Source organism: Leucobacter komagatae (assembly GCF_006716085.1).
GTDB classification, from domain to species: Bacteria; Actinomycetota; Actinomycetes; order Actinomycetales; family Microbacteriaceae; genus Leucobacter; species Leucobacter komagatae.
The window spans coordinates 362,829-382,795 of sequence record NZ_VFON01000002.1; the positions used below are offsets into that span (position 1 = coordinate 362,829).

The window sequence follows — 19,967 nt, forward strand, 5'->3', positions numbered from 1 at the left end:
TTGCACACTCTTAACGCTCGGAGCTGTGCGAGAATGACACCATGGCGACGCTCTCCCAACTGCTCGAACTACCCGATCTTGGCCTCACTCTGCTGCAGGCGGGACAGGGCGATCCTGAGCTCAGCTGGGCCTCCATCACCGAGCTGCTCTCGCTCAGCGACTACCTCGAAGGTGGCGAGATCATCATGACAACGGGCCTCACGTTGAGCGCCGACGACCCGGGCTGGCTCGACTTCGTCGCTGGCCTCAGCCGCGCGCGCATCGCCGCGATCGGCTTCGGCGTCGGCGTCAACCACGAGCGCGTACCGACCCCACTGCTCCGCGCCGCGAGCACGTACCGCGTCGCGCTGTTCGAGATCCCGCTCCCCGTGCCGTTCATCGCCGTCACCAAAGCCGTCGCCGGGCTCATGCGCTCCGACGAGCTGCGCGCGGCCCGCTCAGCGCTGCAGGTTCAGCTGCGCCTGCTCGATAGCGCGCGCGGCGCGCAAGACCCCGCCGAGGTGCTCGCGAGCATCTCGCAGGCGACGGGCCGCCAGCTCGCGCTCATCGCGGGCGAGGATCGAGTGCTCGCGAGCACCCAGGGATTCCAAGCCGACGGCGCCGAGCTCGTCGCGCTCGACACCGAGGGCACGCTGCGGCTCGCGATCGCGGGCTCCGGCCCGCTCACGCCCGAGGGCAGCTCCGTGATCGCGGCGGGCGCGATGGCGCTCGGCTTCAGTGTGCGCAGCGATCGGGCGTCAGACCGCGCGGAACGCGAGCGGTGGGAGCTCTTGACGGGCAGGATCCTGAGCGGCGAGCTCCCCTCCGAAACAGCGGAGGTGCTCTCCCCTGGCCTGCAGCTTCCCGCGACGCTGCGCGCCGTCGCGGTGCAGGGATCCCCGGAAGACATCTCGGCCTGGCGCACGGAGCCACGGCTCGGCCTCGACCGCCTCATCGGCCCAACTGAAGAACTGCCGGGCGGACTCGCACAGGCGTGGCAGATCATCGACGGAGCGAGGCCCGAGGCCGCAATCACGCGCACGGTGCAGCACGGCCTCGACCTCGTCGTCGGGCGGGAGGTCGAGCGCAACAGCGTGCCCGTGAGCGCGCGGTCGGCCGCTTCGCGGGTCGGGGATTTGCCGGGGCGCTCGGCCTTGTACGCCGAGCCGCGGCAGGCGCAGGTCATCTGGGTCGACCGAGACGCACCGTTCCTCGAGGCTGTGCTGAGCCTCGGGTTCGCGGGGCAGCCCGGCGCGACCGCCCTGAGTCGAGAGGTGCTCGGGCCACTTGCGGCGCCGCGACCCGGGGGCGCCGGTGGTGCTGGGGGAACCGGTGGTACCGGGGGTGCCGGGGGTGCCGGGGGCGACTCTTTGGCGGCTCCGCCGTCCGAGCCCGCGCCGGCGTCGGACCGGGAGTTGCTGTGTGAGACGCTCGACGCGCTGTTCGAGTCCGACGGCCAGCGAGGCCCTGCCGCGGCCGCACTCGGGATTCACCGCAACACGCTTCGCGACCGCGTCACCCGCATTGAACGGCTCACCGGTCGTTCGCTCGCGAGTGCCGCTGACCGCGCGGAGCTGTGGTTCGCGCTGCGGGCTGAGGAACTTCTGTAGGGAGCGCGCGGCGCAGGCCCGCCTGGCTGGCTCCCCCCAGCCCGGCCGACTCGCCCCTGTCCCTGGCCCGCCCGGCCACGCCAGCTTGCTCCCCGGGCGAGACTGGCCCGCCCGGCCGACTCGAACCTCCCCTGGCAGGTACTTCCCACCCTCTGGCCCTCATTTATTCGTCTACATCTCAAACTTCGATGGAAATTGAGGCCGAATGGATTATTTGGGGTGGGGTGGGGTGTGGCGGAGAGCGGCGAGAGTGCGAGTTACGCGCTGCGCTCGGCCGCGTTCGCGTCCTCTTCAATGACGGAGCCGTCAGCCGACCAAGGGAAGTCAATCCACTGGTCAGTAGCCTTCCAGGCGTAATCGGGCTGGATCACCGTCGAGGGCTTTGTGTAGATGGTGACCGAGCGCACATCAGCGCCCTCGGAAGCGAGTAGCTCGACCGCGAGTTTGAGCGTGCGGCCCGAATCCGCGACGTCGTCGACGAGCAACACGCGCCGCCCCTTGAGGTAGCCCATGTCGAGCTCCGGGGGCAGCACCTCGGGGTTGTCGAGCACCGTGCCGATGCCCGTGTAGAACTCAACGTTCAGCGCGCCACAGTTCTTCGCCCCCAGCCCGTAGGCGATCGCGCCGCCGGGCAGCAGGCCCCCGCGCGCGATCGCGACCACGACCTCAGGCGCGAAGCCGTCGGCGACGATCTTCCGTGAGAGTTCGCGGGTCGCGGCTCCGAATCCGTCCCAGGTGAGTACTTCGCGTTCGGCGGTCATGTTGGGCTCCCTCAGTTATTGCGACCACAGCAGCCTTCGCTGCCATAAGGCAAGCAGTTTACCCGCACGAGCAGGGAGCACGCCGGGGCCGGGCAACGGGTGCTCGGACCCAGCCCCGAGCTTGCGAGCCCGAGCCCGATCTACGGGACCTCGTATCCCGCTGCGACGAACAGCTCGTACCATTCCTCACGGCTCAACACGAGCTGCGCGCCGGCGACGGCCTCCCCGACTCGGCTGACCCGCGTGGTCCCGAGCACGACTCGCATTCGTGCTGGGTGGCGCGTGATCCAGGCTGTCGCGATCGCGGTCGGCGTGGTTCCCCGCTCGGTCGCGATGCGCGCGAGTACGGCCTGCAGTTCACGGAGTCCGCCCTGCTCGAAGATCGATCCCGAGAAGAACCCGCGCTGGAATGGCGACCACGCTTCGAGGGTGATGCCGTTGATCCGCGCGTACTCGAGCAGCCCGCCGTCGCGCACAGCCGACTGTTTCAGGCCTTCCATGTTCGCGGCGATCCCTTGCGCGACAAGCGCCGCATGCCCGAGCCCGAACTGTACCTGGTTCACAGCGATCGGCTGAGTCACCGCCGTTTTGAGCAGTTCGATCTGCGGCGTGGTGTGGTTCGAAACCCCGAACGAGCGCACCTTGCCCGCGGCTTCGAGCTGCGAGAACGCTGACGCCACCTCCTCCGGCTCAACGAGGGTGTCGGGCCGGTGCAGCATGAGCACGTCGAGGTACTCGGTGCCGAGCGCCTCGAGCGATTCCTCGGCCCGGCGAACGATGTACTGTGCGGAGAAGTCGAACCCCCGCCCGCCTGACCTGATGCCGCACTTCGTCTGCAATACGACCTGCTCGCGCTCGGCCGGGCTCAACTGCAGCGCCTCATTGAACCGGCGCTCGCAGCCGTGCTCACCCCCGCCGTAGATGTCGGCGTGATCGAAGTGGGTGACGCCAGCCTCGCGCGCGCCTGCGTACAGGTCGCGAATCTCGCCGTCGCTGAGGTTCTCGATGCGCATCATTCCGAGCGCAATCCGGGCGGCCTCACTCATGGCGTCTCCACTTCGTCGCTGGGTAGTTTCGTCCATGCTACTTGGGGGCCGACCGACCGGCGAGCGCGGCGGCCGCCATGACCGCTGCGAGCGTGGCTTTGAGGGTCGAGCGGTCGCGCCCCGCGGCCCAGGCCGTTCGGTCACCGTGTTTGAACTCGATGAGCGTGATCGCCTCGCTCGCGTTGCCAGCCCCGGTGTTGCTCTGGTGGAGTTCGAGCACCCCGATATCAATGCCCGCACCCGAGAGGGCCACGGTGAGCGCCTCGACGGGCCCGACGCCAAGGTGCTCGGTCACCGTCACAGAGCCGGCGCCAGCCCCCACACCAGCTCCAGAACCAACCCCCGAACGCAGCGTCACCACTGTGCGCTCCCGCCCCTGGCTACCGGAGGTCTCGAATGATTCGAGCGACGGGACGCCACCACCGGAACCGGAAGGCTCCCCCACAGGCCCGCAGTACGCCTCCTGGAAGATCTCCCAGATCGCGGCGGCCGTCAACTCGGCCCCACTCTCGTCTGTGTGCTGCTGCACCCGCCTGGCGAGATCGATCTGCAGGCGCCGGGGCAGGGAGATGCCGTACTCGCTCTCCAGCAGGTAGGCGATACCGCCCTTGCCCGACTGCGAATTCACCCGGATCACCGCGTCGTAGCTCCGCCCAATGTCAGCGGGGTCGATCGGCAGGTACGGCACCCGCCACTCGAGCTCGGACTCTGGGACCCCGAGTTCGGTCGCCCGCGCGCGGTGTTCGGCGAACCCCTTTTTGATCGCATCTTGGTGAGTGCCGCTGAAGGCTGTGTGCACGAGATCGCCGACGTACGGGTGCCGCGGGTGCACCTCGATGCGGTTGCAGTGCTCGACGGTACGCCTCACCGCATCGATGTCAGAGAAGTCGATCATCGGGTCGACGCCCTGCGCGTGCAGGTTCAGCGCGAGCGTCGCGATGTCGACGTTTCCGGTGCGCTCACCGTTGCCAAAGATACAGCCCTCGACCCGCTGCGCGCCGGCGAGCACCGCGAGTTCAGCGCACGCGATGCCGGTGCCGCGGTCGTTGTGTGGGTGCACTGACAGGATCACACCATCGCGCCGCGCGAGGTTCCTGTGCATGTACTCGATCTGGTCGGCGTAGACGTTCGGGGTCGCGATTTCCACGGTCGCCGGGAGGTTCAAGATGACGGGACGCTCCGGCCGTGCGTCCCACAGCTCGGTCATCGCGTCGCACACCTCGAGCACGTAGTCGGGTTCGGTGAGGTTGAAGACTTCGGGGCTGAACTGGAAGCGCACGTTGGGCAGGTCGCCCGCGAGCTCGAGCACGTCGCGGCCGCCCGCGAGGATCAATTCTTTCAGCGCCTCGCGGCTGTGCCCGAGGACGGCCTCGCGCCACATGGGGGCGGTCGCCGTGTACATGTGGATCACGACGGGGTTCGAAATGCCCGCGATCGACTCGACGGTGCGCTCGATCAGGTCGCGACGCGCCGCGGTGAACACCACGATCGTCACGTCGTCTGGCGCGATGTCGGTATCGGCGATGAGCCGCACGAAGTCGAAGTCGGTCTGCGAGGCCGAGGGGTAGCCGACCTCGATCTCTTTGTATCCCATCTCGACCATGCGCTCGAAGAAGCGGCGCTTGCGTTCGGGGTCCATCGGCTCGGCGAGCGCCTGGTTGCCGTCGCGCAGATCAACCGGCACCCAGAGCGGGGCGGCGGTAAGGCGCCGGGTCGGCCACTCGCGCTCGTGGAGCGGCACGTCGACGCGCGAGAACACGTCGCGGTAGCGGTGGGAGGGCATCCCTGAGGGCTGCTGGCGGTTCCATGCGGCGGCCGGGGTGTGCGGGGTAACCAGGGCGGCAGAGGCCGGGATGGCCGAATCCGTCGGCGCCGAAGGGTGTGCGGGTGTCGATGTCATTTCGGGTTCCTGTCGTTCGTACAGCTAGGCGACCGGCACACGCGACTCCCCACGACGGGGAGCCGGTCTGGCTACGCCCCGCCGTGGCGACGAAGAAGGAGGAATCCGCGAAGAAACATGCGTAGACTGTAACACAACTCCTCAGACAAGTAGCTCACTTGTCTCCACACGCACCCGACAGAATCGAGAGTCATGGCGCAGGTACAACGATCCTCGCTCGCCGACCAGGCGGCCGACGTGCTGCTCGAACGCATCCGCGCGGGCGAGTGGGAGCTCGGGTCGAAACTCCCCAACGAAACCACACTCGCCGCACAACTCGGCGTCGGCCGTTCGACCGCGCGCGAGGCGATCCGCCAGCTCGCGGGCCTCGGGGTACTCACCTCCCGGCAGGGATCCGGCGTCTTCGTGACCGCACTCGACGCCCGCGATGACTGGGATCTTGTGCTCAGGCGCTCCGACATCCTCGCCGTCATCGAGGCCCGCACCGCCATCGAGGCGGAGAGCGCCGAGCTCGCCGCCCAGCGCCGCACGCCAGCCGACCTGCGCGCGATCCGCCGCACCCTCGCCGCGCGCGCCGTGCACCGCGACGACATCGCGGCGCACGTCGACGCCGACACCGCGTTCCACCGGGCCGTGGTGCAGGCCGCGGGCAACCCGATCCTGCTCGAACTGTTCGACGGGTTCACGCCGCGCATCCGCCCCGCGATGATCGAAATGCTGCGCCTCCGCGGCGCGTTCGGAAGCAATGACTTCAGCGGCTCGCAAGACCACGACCACCACGTCGACCTCGCCGACGCGATCGCCGCTCGCGACGCTGCGCAAGCGGCCGCCGTGGCGCGCGCGCATCTCCGCTCGCTCGGTGAGGCGCTCACCTCGCCGGGATCAGGATCAGGGTCACGCCCCGGCCCCGCCAGTGCAGTGCCGAACACCGGGGCCAGCCTGTGAGCGCGGCCGAGGTACTGCGCCTCTCTGACGTGAGCTTCGTGCGCGAGGGGCGCGAGATCTTGCACGACGTGTCGTTCGGCATTCGGGCCGGCGAGCACTGGGCCCTCATCGGGCCAAACGGGGCCGGTAAGAGCACGATCCTGAGCTTCTGCGGCGCCGAACACCACCCCACCCGCGGCACCGTGCACGTGCTCGGGCAGCAGCTCGGGCGCGTCGAGATCCGCAAGCTGCGCGAGCAGATCGGGCACGTCAACCCGCGGCATAAGCTGCGCTCCCCGCTCACCGTGCGCGAGGTCGTGCTGACCGGCGCGACGGGCACAACCGAGCTAATGATGGGCTGGGAGCCGACCCCCGAACTCGTCGAGCGGGCGGATTACCTCGCCGACCTCCTCGGGCTCGGAAGCCGAACGGAGGTGCGCTGGCCGACGATGTCGCAGGGCGAGCGGGGCCGGGCCCTCATCGCGCGGGCTCTGCTCACCGAGCCACCACTGCTGCTGCTCGACGAGCCCTCGACGGGGCTCGACGTCGCCGCGCGCGAGCAGCTGCTCGAGACCGTCGACGACCTGCACGCGACGCACCCCGAACTTGCGACCGTGCTCGTGACGCACCACTTCGAGGAGCTCCCCGGGTCGACGACCCACGCAATGCTGCTGCGGGACGGCACGCTGCTCGCGTCTGGCGACGTCGGCGAGACACTCACCTCCGAGCTCGTGTCACAGAGCTTTGACTACCCGATCGAGATTGAGCACCGTGACGGCCGCTGGGCCGCCCGAGTGAACCGTCGAGCGTCAGGGAAGGGGCTGCAGCAACGCACCCCGGCCTGACTGATTGCCCGGGAATACGTGACGCAGGCTTTACGCTCTGGTTGAGTGGAGGCAGCGCTGGCGACGTTCAGCGCCCGACACGAGCACAACGAGGAGGATCATGCGCCCGTATCTCGACAAGATTGCGCCCGAGGCGTGGAAGGCCGCGAGCGCGTACTCGCAGGCCATTGCGCAGGCAGCCAGCGACGGCGGCCTCTCCCCCACCGAGGGCGAGCTCATTAAGGTGCGCGCGTCGCAGCTCAACGGGTGCGCCTTCTGCCTGAACCTGCACGCGCAGGAGGCCCGCGATGCCGGCGTGCCCCAGCAGCAGCTCGACCTGTTGCCCGCGTGGCGCGAGTCCACGTTGTTCTCGGAGCGGGAGCGCGCCGTGCTCGCGGTCGCCGAAGCCGCGACCCAGCTCCCGCTCAGCGAAGAGGCTCAGGCCGACCTGTTCGGCGCGCGAACCGTGCTCGGCGACGAAACCTTTGTCGCCGCCGAGTGGGTCGCCGCGACGATCAACCTCTTCAACCGCATCTCCATTTTGAGCGAGCACCCTGTGCGCCCGCGCAAGGCCTAGCACGGTGGCACAGTCAGACGGAGTCCTCGACAGCGTCGTGATCGGGGCTGGCCAGGCCGGGCTCTCGGCGTCATACCACCTCTCAAGGCTCGGGATCGAACACGTCGTACTCGACGCGAACGAGCACCCGGGCGGAGCCTGGCAGCACCGGTGGGACGCGCTCACCATGCGCGACGTCCACGGCGTCGCCGAGCTCCCCGGTTCCACGCCGCCACCGCTCACACGCGAGCGCGCGAACGACGCGATCCCCGAGTACTTCGCGGGCTACGAGACCGAGCACGAGCTGCCCGTCGTTCGCCCGGTCAGGGTCGAGCGAGTGGAACCCGATGACGACGGCATCTTGACCGTGCGCGCAGGCGACCGCTCGTGGCGCACCCGCACGATCGTGAACGCGACGGGCACGTGGACGCAGCCGTTCATTCCGCACTACCCCGGGGCTGAGACGTTTCGCGGCGAACAGTTCCACACCGTCGCTTACCCCGGGCCCGAGCACTTCCGCGGCAAACGCACCCTCGTGGTCGGCGGCGGCGCGTCTGCCGTGCAGTTCCTCGGCGCGATTGCCCCGCTCACCGACACCCTCTGGGTGACCCGGCGTGAGCCCGTGTGGCGCACCGACGATTTCACCCCCGAAGCCGGCATCGCCGCGGTCGCCCTCGTCGAGCAGCGGGTCGCACAGGGCCTGCCGCCCGAGAGCGTAGTCAGCGTCACGGGGCTCGCCCTCCGAGAGCAGGAGCGCGAGGCGGAGCGACTCGGGGCCTACGCCGCGCGGCGCCCGATGTTCGAGCGGATCGAACCCGAGGGGGTGCGCTGGGCAGACGGGACGTTTGAGGCCGTCGACGCGATCATTTGGGCGACGGGGTTTCGTCCGGCGATCGCGCACCTCGCTCCACTGCAGCTGCGGAGCCCTGCCGGAGGTATCCAGCTCGACCGCGAGGGGCGCGGAACCGGCGCCGTCGTGGACGAGCGCGTGCAGCTCGTGGGCTACGGGCCGTCGGCGAGCACGATCGGCGCGAACCGGGCGGGCCGGGCCGCTGCCGCAGGGGTGCGCAGGGCGCTTGGGGTGCGGCAGGCGGCGTAGCCGTTCGGGGGCTCAGGCCTTAAGGCCCACAGCCCCAAGGCCCAGCCCCTGGCCCACAGCCTCAAGGCCCAAGGCCGAAACCTTGGCCGGGCGCTCCGAATGGGATCTGCAATCAATCTGCAAGGGTTCGGGCTGTGACGGCATTGCTTTTGCAGATCCCAGGGGTTGTGGGTGGGGTTTTGCGGAGTGAGGTCTTGTGGGTGGGGTGTGAGGCAAGGCGGGGTCCAGCCAGCCAACCTACTTCTGAGTGCGCAGCGGCGTGAGCTGTGCACCCGCCGCATCGAAGTTCTCCGGCGTGAGCCAGCGCGTGAACTCGGCGCGGAGCGCCGGCCACTCAGTGTCAATGATCGAGAACCAGCTCGTGTCGCGCGACCGCCCCTTGTAGACCGTCGCCTGCCGGAACGTGCCCTCGTAGCTGAAGCCGAGGCGCTCGGCCGCACGCTTTGAGGGCGCGTTGAGCGCGTCGCACTTCCATTCGTACCGCCGGTAGCCGAGGGCGTCAAAGACGTACCGCATGAGGAGGAAGTGCGCCTCAGTGGAGAACACCGTGCGCTGCATCGCGCGCGAGAACGCAACGAACCCGACCTCGACGACGGCGTTCTTCGGGTCCTGCCTGAGTAGTGAGAGCGTGCCGAGGGGCTCGTCCGAATCGTTCCTCACGACGGTGAACTGCAGCGGATCCTGCGCGAGCGCTGCGACCTCGGCCCACTCGCGGTAGTCAGCTTCCGACGCGAATGGCCCGACCGGCATGTACGTCCAATCGCTCGCATCGGGTGCCGCGTCGAACGCTGCGAAGAGCCCGGAGACATGCGCGGCGGCGTCGAGGGGCTCGAGCCGGCAGTGTTCTCCGAGCAGCGTGACCCTGCCGGGGGTTGGCGCCGACAACGCTCGGTCGACGTCGGGGCCGATTGGCTGGCCGAACTCATTGTGTCGTGTCACTGCTGTTCCTTCCACGGCGCCGCTTCGCCTTCCCACGGCGCCTCGTCCACGCGGCCGCCGACTCTGTTGTCAACGCAAGCAGTGAGAGGCACATGAGCGATGCCGAGAACAGCGTACCGTTCAGGCCGATGGCCTCAAGCCCCTGCACATAGCCAACCGCGACGCCAAAGATGGTCATCACGAGCAGCAGAATCAAGAGCATTCGCGATCGGTGCCCGCGCTTCAAGAGCCGCCAGGCGAGGAACAGCTGCCCGAGCGTCATCGAGACACCGAGGACGATCAGGATCGCGGCGAACACGCGCCCGCCCGCGTCGACTGCCTCACCCCAGGCGACACGCACCTCGGGGTCGACGGCGACGGCGATGAAGTCGACTATCGCGCTCACGACGATGAGCAGTACGGCGATGGCGATGCTCAGCGGCGCCCGATCGACAACGTCTTGGGCGGTCTGGGGTACGACCGGCGCGCGATCGGGCGTCTCCTCGTCAGGCACGACCTCGGAGACGTCGAGCACGGGCAGATGGCCGTCGGTGATGAAGCGGTCGCCGCCGCCGTTGCGGGCATGGTAGCCCGTCGTGAAGTCTCGAAGTGTGCGCGTCGTAATTTCGGGCGATGCCTCACGCACGCTCGCAACCACGAAGTCACGCTCTTCGTCGGTGTTCTCGTCGATTCGGTGCGTGATCTGCAGGGTGAACAGCGAGAACCCAACATCGGTGTCGTACGTGCCGGCGCCAAGCCAGTCCGTCTTCGCACCGCCGGGCAGCAGCCAGCCGGGCGGGCAGTGCCAGAACCTGACGTGGTGACGCTGCTTCGGGTTGCCGGCGACCTCTTGCTGGTATGCGACGTCGTGCCGGCGCCCGAACAGCATCAGCGGTGACACGGGCGCGGTCGGGTAGCTCTTGCGGGTGAGCGTCGACGCGATGATCCCCCACGTCGAGCGCAGCGTGATCTCGTCGGCGCGGTGCCAGCCAGCCCGTCGCATGGCGGTGTCGAGCTGCTCGCCGCCACCGTCTACCCCGAGGTTCACTGGGTCGCCGAGCAGCCCGTCGGCCGTGCGGGTGCGCCCGAAGAAGTAGTCGGGCACGTACAGGTCTGAGAGCATCTTGTGGAGGCGCGGCAGCACGAGGTACGCCGTGATCGCCCACACGGGAATGAAGAGCAAAAGCGCCCAGGGCGACCGCACGCTCTGGATCGAAATGATCACCGCGAGCCACGCCGCAGCGACCGTACCGACGAGGAAGGCGATACGGTCGAACAGCGTCGCGCGCGGCAGCGGCTGCTGCATCTGCAGCGCGAACCGCCGTTTTGAGGCGCGCTCGGGGGTGGGCGTGCCAGCCGCGCTTCCCCTGGAACTCACTGCGAGACTACGCCTTGGACTCGACCTCGCGTGCGGGCTCGTTCATTGCGAGCAGCACGGCGAAACCGGCCCAAAGCGTGACGATACCCATCGCGGTTTCCTTACCGTTCCAGGTGCTCGACTGCCACATCGCGAACCATTCAGCCCCGATGATGATGAAGCCGATGAACCAGATGGCGAAGCCGAGCGCGTATGCGGTGTATCCCCAGCCGCGAGCGCGATCGTAGGTCGCGACGTCTGCATCACGGCGGAGGAACAGCTTGACCGCCCCGACGATCGCGATGGCCGCGAAGGCGCCCTCAGCGATGATGATGCCGATGTAGCCCACGGTCCACACCCAGGGGGTGGTGATCGCGCGCCACATGAGCGCGTTGCCCTCGAACGTGGTGTCCATGGAGAGCACGTGCTTCACGAACTGGAAGTTCGAGTCGTAGTCCATGAGGTTGCCGAGGAACACGAAGAAGCCGAACAGGCCTGCGAGGAACAGCGTGAACGCCTGCAGGAGGCGGAGTGGGTGTTTCATTTCTTTACCTTTCGACTGAACACCAGGTCGAGTCGCGGCTCAGTGTGCGACTCGAGCGGGATTGCCTGAACGAAGCGCCAGCCCTTGGCTGCCTGCTCGGTAATGACCTCGCGGTAGTCCTTTTGCAGCACTGCGCCTTCGCGGCGACGCTTCACCGCGACACGAACGAACGAATACTCGCGCATACAGTTCCCCTCCTTAGACCAGCGGATGGTTCTATTGTCACACCCTCAGGCGTGCTCGTGCGGGCAGCACTGGCTGGTGGCTGGGTTGTGTTCACACCCCGGCCTCCGCGAGGTACCCCTCGGCGGCCTCACGGATGACCGCCCCGAGCTCAACGTCGGTCGACGGCGCCATCCGCAAGCCAGACTCCCACCCGCCCGACCGCATCGAGCCGATGGTGCGTTCGGTGAGGTCGTAGACGCCGAACGCGGCCTCCCTGCCGAGGTTTCGGGCAACGACATTCGCCCCGAGGGCGGCGTTGGCGACCGCGCTCACCGCGATGAGTACGTCACGCAGCCGCGGGGAGTCGGCGGCAGCGACGAACGTCGCGTCGCCCGTGACCTGCTGCATCGCATAGGCTGCGAGTCGCACGCTCCCGAACAGTGAGTCGACGATCTCACGCAGCGGCGCGAGCTGCGCAACCGGGAGGTAGGTTGCCGGGCTCAGCAGCGCGTCAACGGCCGCGGTGACGGCGCCGCACTGGGAGTGCCCGATGACCGAGAACAGCTGCACGCGGGGCAGGTGCTCCGACGCGTAGTGCAGGCTCCCGAGGCACTCCGCCCCGGGGACGTTCCCCGCGATCCGCACGACGAACAGGTCGTTCGCGCCCCGGCCGAGCGCGAGCTCGATCGGCACCCGCGCGTCTGAGCAGCTGAGCACGGCAGCAAACGGCTCCTGATTCAGGATGCCGTCTTCGTCGCCGGTGTTCACGAAGCCAAACGCCTCGGGGTCGAGCCGCATCTCGACGTCCCCGCCGGTTGCCCCGAGCGACCCGAATGCCCTGCTGCCGGCGCTCATCAGTTCCAGGGCCTCGGCGGGCGTCGCCGCGGCGATCGGGGCGGGCCTGTCAGACTGCGCAACCCAGCGAATCTGCAAAGTGCGGTCGGGCGCCTGCTGCTGGCCCGCAGAATCTGTGTTGGCGCTGTTACTCGCATTTCCCATACTCATGGATCGTAGCCGGGGCGCCTTCGCACCAACACCTTTCTTTCTTGCACCCGCCTGTGCTCATAATGGGGGGCAAACGTCACGCGGGGCAACGAGGCCCCTCACGAGTCTCAAGGGAGAGATGTATGACAAATCTTGCAATGAACCTGGTCAACACCGCGTCGAAGCACTCGGACCGGCCCGCCATCCGTCTTGGTGACTCGGTGCTCACATACGCGCAGTTCGAGCACACCACGCAGCTCGTCGCGGCGCTGCTCGAACAGCAGGGCGTCAGGCCCGGCGACCGCGTCGCCCTCATGCTGCCGAACGTGCCGCATTTTGCACTGCTGTACTACGGCGCGCTCCGCCTCGGGGCGATCGTCGTGCCGATGAACCCGCTGTTGAAGGAGCGTGAGGTCGCCTATCACCTCAGCGATTCCGGGGCACGGCTGCTCTTCGTTTGGACGGGTTTCGAGCAGGAAGGGGAGGCGGGCGCCGTCATCGCCGACGCGAAGACCATTGTGGTGGAGCCCACCTCGTGGCCGGGCCTGCTCGCTGGCCTCGACCCGGTGCCCGGCGTGCACGCGACCAACGAGAACGCGACAGCCGTGATCCTGTACACCTCGGGCACGACGGGAAAGCCGAAGGGCGCCGAGCTCACGCACGCGAACATTGCCCGCAACGTCGAGATCTGCGCCGACGAGCTCATTTTCGTGACAGAACAAGACGTTGTGTTCGGCGGCCTGCCTCTGTTCCACGTCTTTGGGCAGACCGCGAGCCTCAACGCCGCGATCTACGCCGGCGCGTGCCTCACGCTGCTTCCGAAGTTTGACCCGCAGGCCGCGCTCGAGACGATCGCCCGCGACCGCGTCACCATTTTCCAGGGTGTGCCGACCATGTACACGGTTCTCGCCCACTTCCCTGACCGAGCAGCCTACGACACCTCGTCGCTGCGGGTGTGTGTCTCGGGCGGCGCGGCGCTCCCGGTCGAGGTGCTCGGCGCGTTCGAGTCGGCGTACGAGTGCGTCGTACTTGAGGGGTACGGGCTTTCCGAGACCTCCCCCGTCGTCTCGATCAACCGGCTCGATCGGCGCCGCGCCGGGTCAATCGGCGTTCCGGTGTCGGGCGTGGAGGTGCGAATCATCGACGAGGCTGCGGCGGACGTCGCCGTCGGCGAGATTGGCGAGCTCGTCGTGCGCGGCCACAACGTCATGAAGTCGTATTGGGGGAAGCCAGCGGAGACGTCGGCCGCGATCCCTGACGGCTGGTTCCGCACCGGCGACCTCGCGAGGCGCGACGATGACGACTTCCTGTACATCGTCGACAGGAAGAAAGACCTCATCATCCGCTCGGGCTACAACGTCTATCCGCGTGAGGTCGAGGAGGTGCTGTACGAGCACCCCGCCGTCGCGGAAGCCGCGGTCATCGCCTTCCCTCACCCCGAGTTCGGCGACGAGATCGCCGCGGTCGTTGCGCTCAAGCCGGGGGCCGAGGCGAACCCCGAGGAGCTGCGTGAGTTCGTGAAGTCGCGTGTCGCCGCGTACAAGTACCCCCGGGTCGTCGAGCTCGTCGCGGCGTTGCCGAAGGGGGCGACCGGCAAGATTCTCAAGCGAGCGATCACGCTCACGAGCGTCTAGCTCACGGGCCGCGCGGCTCATCCCGGTCGGGCCACTCGCCTGGCCCGAGCTTAATTTCGGACGCCATGTCGTCGAGGAACCGAATGACGACCTCGCGCTCGGCCGGGGTGAGCCGCGCCGCCGCATGGAAGCGCTTGGCATGCTGCTTGCCGACGGTGTTCATCGCGGCCTCCCGAGTCTCCGGGGTGATCGAGATGGTGAGCGCGCGGCGGTCGGTGGGGTGCGCGCCCCGCTCGATGTGGCCTCCGCGCTCGAGCCTGTCGAGCAGCTTCGTCGTCGAGGCACTCGAGATCTTCAGGTGGGCAGCGATCGAGCCGGGCGTCGCGAGTTCGCCGCGATTGCCCGCGACGATGAGGAAGTGCAGCGCGCGCATGTCGGTTTCGTTGAGGCGCATGTACTTCAGGGAGGCGTCCGACAGCTCCTGTTCAGCCTCCCGAAGCCGACCGAGCGCGCCCATGAGCAACCCGATGTGCTGAACCTGCGCCGGATCAAGCCCTGCCCGATCAACGAGCCTGCCCTCGGGGTCACTGGCGTCAACGTCGTAGATGTTTGGGCCCGCGGGGCCCTCACTCTCCAACCTGTTCGACATACCGTGATTCTACCCGATTGCGAATATTTCACACCTTGGCAACTTCTCGGAATTGATGTTTCTTGCTAGGCTAGCGATATTCTGAGCGACGGGAGACCTCACATGCACGACACATCAGCGACCCAGCACGTGGCGGGGCAGGATCCCTCGCCCTCGCCCCAGCCACGCCGACGCAGGTGGCTGCGAGTCCTGCTCCCGGCCGTGCTCATCGTCGCCTGGCTCGCTGGCGCTGGCATCGGCGGGCCCTACTTCGGCAAGGTGAGCGAGGTGTCTTCGAACGACCCGACCGCGTACCTGCCCGAGTCAGCCGACGCGACACAGGTCCGAAAGCTCATCCCCGAGTTCAGCGACAGCGACTCGGTGCCGGCGATCGTCGTGTTCACCGGAGTCGAACAGCTCACCGACGCCCAACTCGACGGCATCTCGGCTTCGCTCGAGGGCGCTGGCGACGTGACGGGAGTGACCGAGGGGGTCTCTCCCGCGATCCCGTCAGACGATGGCCTCGCGGTGCAGGCGTTCGTGCCGATTGACGCGGACGCTGATCTCAGCGACGCCGTCGAGGCGCTCGGTAAGGCGCTTCGTAGCGATGCGCCACCCGGCGTCGACGTCTACGTGACGGGCCCCGCTGGCTTCAGCGCCGACCTCTCTGCCGCGTTTTCGGGCATCGACGGGCTGCTCCTTGGCGTCGCGCTCCTCGCCGTGTTCCTCATCCTCATCGTCGTCTACCGCTCGCTCCTGCTCCCGATCGCGGTGCTCTCCACGAGCATGTTCGCGCTCTGCGTTGCGCTGCTTACCGTGTGGTGGCTCGCGAAGGCCGGCGTCATTCTGCTCAGTGGGCAAACGCAGGGCATCCTCTTCATTCTCGTCATCGGCGCTGCGACCGACTACTCGCTCTTGTACGTCGCCCGCTTCCGCGAAGAACTCCGGGTCACCACCGACAAGTGGGCGGCGACGCTGCGCGCCGTACGCGCCTCATTCGAGCCGATTCTCGCGTCGGGCGGCACGGTCATCGCGGGCCTCCTGTGCCTGCTGCTCAGCGACCTGAAATCAAACAGCACGCTCGGGCCCGTCGCCGCGATCGGCATCGTGTTCGCCATGCTCGCAGCGCTCACCCTACTGCCGGCGATTCTGTTCGCGTTCGGCCGCGCCGCCTTCTGGCCGCGCCGACCCGCCTACGAACCCGAGGTCGTCGAGGCCGAGCACGGGATGCCCACGGGCGGCATCTGGGGTAAGTTCGCGAGCCTCGTGAAGCGACACCCGCGCGCGATCTGGGTGACGACGGCGCTCGTGCTCGCCGTCGGGGCGCTCGGCGCAACCCAGCTCAACGCCGTTGGTGTGCCGCAGTCTGATCTCGTCATCGGCGCGTCCGAGGCGCGCGATGGCCAGCGGGCACTCGGCGAGCACTTCCCCGGCGGCTCAGGTAGCCCCGCGACCGTTGTGGTCCCCGAGGGGAAACTGCAAACCGCCGCCGACGTGCTGCTCGCCCACTCGGGCATCGATGGCGTGACCGTCACATCGAAGGATTCCCCGAGCGGCTCCGCGCCGGTCACTGCTGACGGGATCACCGCGTTCGGCCCGCCCGGAACTCCGACGCCCGAGCCGACGGTCGTTGACGGCGCTGTCATGATTCAGGCGACCCTGACGTCGGCCGCAGACTCGAACGAGGCCGCTGACACTGTCCGCGAGATCCGCTCCGAGCTGACAACCGCGATCCCGGGTGCGCTCGTCGGTGGCGTCACGGCGACGGCGATCGACACGAACACGGCCTCGATTCACGACCGCAATCTCATCATCCCGGTCGTGCTCGCCGTGATCCTCGTGATCCTGATGCTGCTGCTCCGCTCCGTCGTCGCGCCGATCCTCCTCGTGCTCACGACCGTGCTCTCGTTCGGCACCGCGCTCGGCATCGCAGCCCTCGTGTTCAACGGGGTGTTCCAGTTCCCGGGGGCCGACCCCGCGGTGCCGCTCTTCGGCTTCATCTTCCTCGTCGCCCTTGGCATCGACTACAACATCTTCCTCATGACCCGGGTGCGCGAGGAGTCGGTGAAGCACGGGACCCGCGAGGGCATTCTCCGCGGCCTGACCGTCACTGGCGGCGTCATCACCTCGGCCGGCCTCGTGCTCGCGGCGACCTTCGCTGCGCTCGCCGTGATCCCGATCCTGTTCCTCGTGCAGATCGCATTCATCGTCGCGATCGGCGTGCTCATCGACACGTTCGTCGTGCGGTCCCTGCTCGTGCCCGCGCTGAGCTACGACATCGGCAAGAAGATCTGGTGGCCGTCGAAGCTCTCGCGGGCGGGGGCAAGGCGCTAGGCGCCGCTAGGCGCCGCTAGGCGGCGCTAGCCGGCGCTACCCGGCGCTACCCGGCGCTACCCGCTGCGAGGAGCGCGGTGATCCCTGCCGCCACCGCCAGCTCGGGGGTTTCGCGGTGCGCCGCGTGCAGCCTGGCGTAGGTCGGCGCGAGCACCGGATCGATTGCGGCCGCGCGCTCGCGAGGCGCCACCGGCGCGGTCACCGCGCTTCCGATCACCAGGTTCGACAGCGTGTAAGAGAGCGATAGCGGGTCGCGAACGCCGCGACCTTCGAGAAGCACGCACATGCGCTCGGAAAGCTCGAGGTATCGCGGGCCGCGCGGGGCTCGCATCGCAATCACCTGGCAGGCCCAGGGGTGCCGAACGAGGTGCCGGTACAGCGCCATCATCAGTTCCTCGACGGGAGCCCCGGCGAGCGCACCGCGCAGCTCCGCATCCGCACCGAGAGCGTGATCGAGCGCAAGGTCGAACAGATCGTCAACGCTTTCAACCCGCGAATACAGGCTTGCCGGGGCAACCCCCAACTCGCCGGCAACAGATCTCAGCGTCAGCGCGCGCAACCCACCGTCGTCGAGCAGCCCGGCGGCGGCCGCGGCGATGTCGGTGATGGCCAGTGCGCGCTCGCGCCGCACCGGCCGCTGATGCTCCCAGTAGCTCACACCATGAGCTTAACCTACCTATGTTAGTTTAGGGAAATGCTTCGCACAGACGCCCTTCCGATCACCTCGTCAACTGTCACAATCAGGCCCCTCGCCGCGCGCGACGCCGCAGCCTATGCCGCGGGCTCCGAAGATGCCGCCGTGCGCCAGTTCGCGCACCTGCCCGAACCCGAGTACACGCCCGATTCCGTGCGCGCCATGGTTTCCGATGCCGTCGAGCCCGGCATCGCCCGGGGCGACCTCGCGATCCTGACCATCGCCGACGCAGTCACCGACGAGTTCGCCGGCAGCCTCGTCGTCTTCGACGTACGGCCCGACCAGGCCGAGGTGGGGTTCTGGCTCCACCCCGATCACCGCGGTCGGGGGCTCGCCCTCGCCGCGCTCGAGGCAGCGACCGACTTCGCACGGAAGAGCGGGCTCACACGCCTCCTGGCAGCAACCACCGTCACCAACGCCGCCTCCCAGCGCACCCTTGAGGCCGCGGGCTTCGCTCGTGGCGAGACCGGGTTCGACACCACCCCGTCGGGCGAGACCGTGGAGCTCGTCCACTACGCACTCGACGTGAGGCCAGGCCCGAGCGCGGCGTAAGATTGTCGCATCTCACGAATGTCCCGGCCATCTCCCGTCGAGTCGTACGAGATCCAGCGTTTCGCGGCCCCTTAGTCTCGAAATAGTCGCATTTCTCGATGAGGAGGAGTTTTACATGGTGGAGTCACTTGCACAGGTCAGCGCGTGGATCGAGCAGGAGCTTCCGGCCCTGCTCGAGCAGCACAGCGTGCCCGGCGCGAACATCGCGGTACTGAGCGGTGGCGAGGTCTTCACCACGGCGGGCGGTGTGCTCAACAAGCTCACCGGCGTCGATGTCACGACTGACTCCGTCTTCCAGGTCGGCTCCATCACGAAGGTCTGGACAACGACGCTCGTCATGCAGCTCGTCGACGAGGGCCTCGTCGAACTCGACGCCCCGATCCAGCGCTACCTGCCCGACTTCGCGCTCGGCAACGCCGAGGCCGCGGCGCAGATCACCGTGCGCAACCTGCTCACTCACACCTCAGGGTTCGAGGGCGACGTGTTCATCGCGACCTCGGAGGGCGAAGACGCGGTGAAGCTCTTCGTCGAGGCGCTCGGCGACATCGCGCAGCTCTTCCCGCCCGGTGAGATGTTCTCGTACAACAACGCGGCGTTCTGCGTGCTCGGCCGCCTCGTCGAGGTCATCCGCGGCGCGCACTACGAGGCATGCCTACACAAGTATCTCATCGAGCCAATGCAGCTCGCCCGCGCGGTCACCGGCGCGAACGAGGCCATCCGCTTCCGGGCCGCGGTCGGTCACCTCACGATGGTCGCGGGCGGCGAACCGGAGCCCGCGAAGGAGTGGTCGCTCATTCGCGCGCACTCCCCCGCCGGGTCTGTGCTCTGCACGAGCGCGGAGGATCTCATGGGCTTCGCCAAACTGCACTTGAACGGCGGGGTCGGCCCCGACGGCACCCAGATCGTGAGCGCCGAGAGCATCGCCGCGATGCAGGAGCCGCAGGTGCTGCTCCCCGACCTCGGCGACTCGCGCGACAGCTGGGGCCTCGGCTGGCGCCTCTTCGATTGGGCGGGCGGCCGCACGATCGGGCACAACGGCGGCACCCTCGGCCAGAGCGCGTTCTTCCGCGTCTTCCCCGATCACGGCGTCGCGATCGCGCTCCTCACGAACGGCGGCAACACTCAGGCGCTCTACTCCGACCTGGTGCTTCCCGCCGTTGAGCGGCTCACCGGCATCAAGTCGCCGGATGCGCCCGCGGTCTCCGAAGGCACCACCGGCTTCGACGCGTCACGCTACGTTGGAACCTATCGCTCGGCCGCGGCCGACACCCACGTCACGCAAGACGAGGATGGCCGTGTCTGGGTCTCGCACGACCTCCAGGGCATCTTCGCCGAGCTCGGCGTGAAGCCGAAGCCCGTCGAGCTCGCGCACTGGCGCGACGACACCGTGCTCGCGCTCACGACCGACCAGGTCACGATGCCGCAGTACTCGTTCACGGGTGACGACGGTCACGGCCGCGCCATGTACATGAACAGCGGGCGCACGAGCCGCCGCGTCACCGTGTAGCGCGCCGCGCC

At 68.1% G+C, this 19,967-nt stretch carries 19 protein-coding genes; 9 read left to right on the forward strand and 10 right to left on the reverse strand.

Features of this window, described 5'->3' with window-relative positions:
• Window positions 1-41 precede the first annotated feature (41 nt).
• A complete protein-coding gene (locus FB468_RS16555; RefSeq protein ID WP_141888897.1) occupies window positions 42-1,589 on the forward strand; it encodes a PucR family transcriptional regulator in 1,548 nt (515 codons plus the stop codon).
• Window positions 1,590-1,846: 257 nt separating this feature from the next.
• Here the strand turns inward: FB468_RS16555 and FB468_RS16560 are convergent, their stop codons facing one another.
• From FB468_RS16560 to FB468_RS16570, 3 genes are all read right to left on the reverse strand, one after another.
• On the reverse strand, window positions 1,847-2,350 hold the full coding sequence (locus FB468_RS16560) for a phosphoribosyltransferase (RefSeq protein WP_141888898.1): 504 nt from the start codon (window positions 2,348-2,350) through the stop codon (window positions 1,847-1,849).
• 140 nt (window positions 2,351-2,490) lie between these two features.
• Window positions 2,491-3,396, reverse strand: a complete 906-nt coding sequence (locus FB468_RS16565; RefSeq protein ID WP_141888899.1) for an aldo/keto reductase — start codon at window positions 3,394-3,396, stop codon at window positions 2,491-2,493.
• A gap of 37 nt (window positions 3,397-3,433) precedes the next feature.
• The gene (locus FB468_RS16570; RefSeq protein WP_141888900.1) at window positions 3,434-5,296 is read right to left on the reverse strand and encodes a 2-isopropylmalate synthase; all 1,863 of its coding nucleotides are present in this window, start codon (window positions 5,294-5,296) and stop codon (window positions 3,434-3,436) included.
• Between the two features lie 192 nt (window positions 5,297-5,488).
• Between FB468_RS16570 and FB468_RS16575 the strand changes: the two genes are divergently transcribed.
• From FB468_RS16575 to FB468_RS16590, 4 genes are all read left to right on the forward strand, one after another.
• Window positions 5,489-6,241: a FadR/GntR family transcriptional regulator gene (locus FB468_RS16575; RefSeq protein ID WP_141888901.1), complete on the forward strand. Its 753-nt coding sequence runs from the start codon at window positions 5,489-5,491 to the stop codon at window positions 6,239-6,241.
• Complete coding sequence (locus tag FB468_RS16580) at window positions 6,238-7,065, forward strand: ABC transporter ATP-binding protein (protein WP_141888902.1); 828 nt, start codon at window positions 6,238-6,240, stop codon at window positions 7,063-7,065. Before FB468_RS16575 ends, FB468_RS16580 begins: the two co-directional genes overlap by 4 nt.
• A 100-nt stretch (window positions 7,066-7,165) precedes the next feature.
• Window positions 7,166-7,621, forward strand: a complete 456-nt coding sequence (locus tag FB468_RS16585; RefSeq protein WP_141888903.1) for a carboxymuconolactone decarboxylase family protein — start codon at window positions 7,166-7,168, stop codon at window positions 7,619-7,621.
• 4 nt (window positions 7,622-7,625) lie between these two features.
• Window positions 7,626-8,699, forward strand: coding sequence for an NAD(P)-binding domain-containing protein (locus FB468_RS16590; RefSeq protein WP_141888904.1), 1,074 nt, complete (start codon window positions 7,626-7,628; stop codon window positions 8,697-8,699).
• Window positions 8,700-8,936: 237 nt separating this feature from the next.
• Here the strand turns inward: FB468_RS16590 and FB468_RS16595 are convergent, their stop codons facing one another.
• The 5 genes from FB468_RS16595 to FB468_RS16615 form a co-directional block, all read right to left on the reverse strand.
• Window positions 8,937-9,638 (reverse strand): GNAT family N-acetyltransferase, encoded by a 702-nt coding sequence (locus FB468_RS16595; RefSeq protein ID WP_141888905.1) that lies wholly within the window; start codon window positions 9,636-9,638, stop codon window positions 8,937-8,939.
• Window positions 9,622-10,995: an LssY C-terminal domain-containing protein gene (locus FB468_RS16600; protein ID WP_141888906.1), complete on the reverse strand. Its 1,374-nt coding sequence runs from the start codon at window positions 10,993-10,995 to the stop codon at window positions 9,622-9,624. The genes FB468_RS16595 and FB468_RS16600 overlap by 17 nt, the downstream gene beginning before the upstream one ends.
• Window positions 10,996-11,002: 7 nt before the next feature.
• The gene (locus FB468_RS16605) at window positions 11,003-11,518 is read right to left on the reverse strand and encodes a DUF2165 family protein (protein WP_141888907.1); all 516 of its coding nucleotides are present in this window, start codon (window positions 11,516-11,518) and stop codon (window positions 11,003-11,005) included.
• A complete protein-coding gene (locus FB468_RS16610; protein WP_141888908.1) occupies window positions 11,515-11,703 on the reverse strand; it encodes a DUF4177 domain-containing protein in 189 nt (62 codons plus the stop codon). The genes FB468_RS16605 and FB468_RS16610 overlap by 4 nt, the downstream gene beginning before the upstream one ends.
• A 91-nt stretch (window positions 11,704-11,794) precedes the next feature.
• Complete coding sequence (locus tag FB468_RS16615) at window positions 11,795-12,682, reverse strand: carbonic anhydrase (RefSeq protein ID WP_211359204.1); 888 nt, start codon at window positions 12,680-12,682, stop codon at window positions 11,795-11,797.
• A gap of 128 nt (window positions 12,683-12,810) precedes the next feature.
• Between FB468_RS16615 and FB468_RS16620 the strand changes: the two genes are divergently transcribed.
• Window positions 12,811-14,301 (forward strand): long-chain-fatty-acid--CoA ligase, encoded by a 1,491-nt coding sequence (locus FB468_RS16620; protein ID WP_141888909.1) that lies wholly within the window; start codon window positions 12,811-12,813, stop codon window positions 14,299-14,301.
• A 1-nt stretch (window position 14,302) separates the two neighbouring features.
• Here the strand turns inward: FB468_RS16620 and FB468_RS16625 are convergent, their stop codons facing one another.
• Entirely contained in the window at window positions 14,303-14,890 is a 588-nt protein-coding gene (locus tag FB468_RS16625) for a MarR family winged helix-turn-helix transcriptional regulator (protein WP_141888910.1), read from the reverse strand.
• Between the two features lie 102 nt (window positions 14,891-14,992).
• Here FB468_RS16625 and FB468_RS16630 point away from each other — a divergent pair, with 102 nt between their 5' ends.
• Complete coding sequence (locus tag FB468_RS16630) at window positions 14,993-17,203, forward strand: MMPL family transporter (RefSeq protein WP_141888911.1); 2,211 nt, start codon at window positions 14,993-14,995, stop codon at window positions 17,201-17,203.
• A 46-nt stretch (window positions 17,204-17,249) separates the two neighbouring features.
• Here the strand turns inward: FB468_RS16630 and FB468_RS16635 are convergent, their stop codons facing one another.
• A complete protein-coding gene (locus tag FB468_RS16635) occupies window positions 17,250-17,861 on the reverse strand; it encodes a TetR/AcrR family transcriptional regulator (RefSeq protein WP_141888912.1) in 612 nt (203 codons plus the stop codon).
• Between the two features lie 36 nt (window positions 17,862-17,897).
• On the opposite strand from FB468_RS16635, the gene FB468_RS16640 reads away from it, so the two are divergent.
• On the forward strand, window positions 17,898-18,449 hold the full coding sequence (locus tag FB468_RS16640) for a GNAT family N-acetyltransferase (RefSeq protein WP_141888913.1): 552 nt from the start codon (window positions 17,898-17,900) through the stop codon (window positions 18,447-18,449).
• A gap of 115 nt (window positions 18,450-18,564) precedes the next feature.
• The gene (locus tag FB468_RS16645) at window positions 18,565-19,956 is read left to right on the forward strand and encodes a serine hydrolase domain-containing protein (RefSeq protein WP_246056019.1); all 1,392 of its coding nucleotides are present in this window, start codon (window positions 18,565-18,567) and stop codon (window positions 19,954-19,956) included.
• Window positions 19,957-19,967 lie beyond the last annotated feature (11 nt).

Bases quoted from the DNA above. Each gene is read 5' to 3' on its own strand.
- FB468_RS16565 (WP_141888899.1), bottom strand. From the start codon at position 3,396: ATGAGTGAGGCCGCCCGGATTGCGCTCGGAATGATGCGCATCGAGAAC.
- FB468_RS16620 (WP_141888909.1), top strand. From the start codon at position 12,811: ATGACAAATCTTGCAATGAACCTGGTCAACACCGCGTCGAAGCACTCG.
- FB468_RS16605 (WP_141888907.1), bottom strand. From the start codon at position 11,518: ATGAAACACCCACTCCGCCTCCTGCAGGCGTTCACGCTGTTCCTCGCA.
- FB468_RS16560 (WP_141888898.1), bottom strand. From the start codon at position 2,350: ATGACCGCCGAACGCGAAGTACTCACCTGGGACGGATTCGGAGCCGCG.
- FB468_RS16555 (WP_141888897.1), top strand. From the start codon at position 42: ATGGCGACGCTCTCCCAACTGCTCGAACTACCCGATCTTGGCCTCACT.
- FB468_RS16610 (WP_141888908.1), bottom strand. From the start codon at position 11,703: ATGCGCGAGTATTCGTTCGTTCGTGTCGCGGTGAAGCGTCGCCGCGAA.
- FB468_RS16640 (WP_141888913.1), top strand. From the start codon at position 17,898: ATGCTTCGCACAGACGCCCTTCCGATCACCTCGTCAACTGTCACAATC.
- FB468_RS16575 (WP_141888901.1), top strand. From the start codon at position 5,489: ATGGCGCAGGTACAACGATCCTCGCTCGCCGACCAGGCGGCCGACGTG.
- FB468_RS16570 (WP_141888900.1), bottom strand. From the start codon at position 5,296: ATGACATCGACACCCGCACACCCTTCGGCGCCGACGGATTCGGCCATC.
- FB468_RS16625 (WP_141888910.1), bottom strand. From the start codon at position 14,890: ATGTCGAACAGGTTGGAGAGTGAGGGCCCCGCGGGCCCAAACATCTAC.
- FB468_RS16615 (WP_211359204.1), bottom strand. From the start codon at position 12,682: ATGGGAAATGCGAGTAACAGCGCCAACACAGATTCTGCGGGCCAGCAG.
- FB468_RS16585 (WP_141888903.1), top strand. From the start codon at position 7,166: ATGCGCCCGTATCTCGACAAGATTGCGCCCGAGGCGTGGAAGGCCGCG.
- FB468_RS16645 (WP_246056019.1), top strand. From the start codon at position 18,565: ATGGTGGAGTCACTTGCACAGGTCAGCGCGTGGATCGAGCAGGAGCTT.
- FB468_RS16630 (WP_141888911.1), top strand. From the start codon at position 14,993: ATGCACGACACATCAGCGACCCAGCACGTGGCGGGGCAGGATCCCTCG.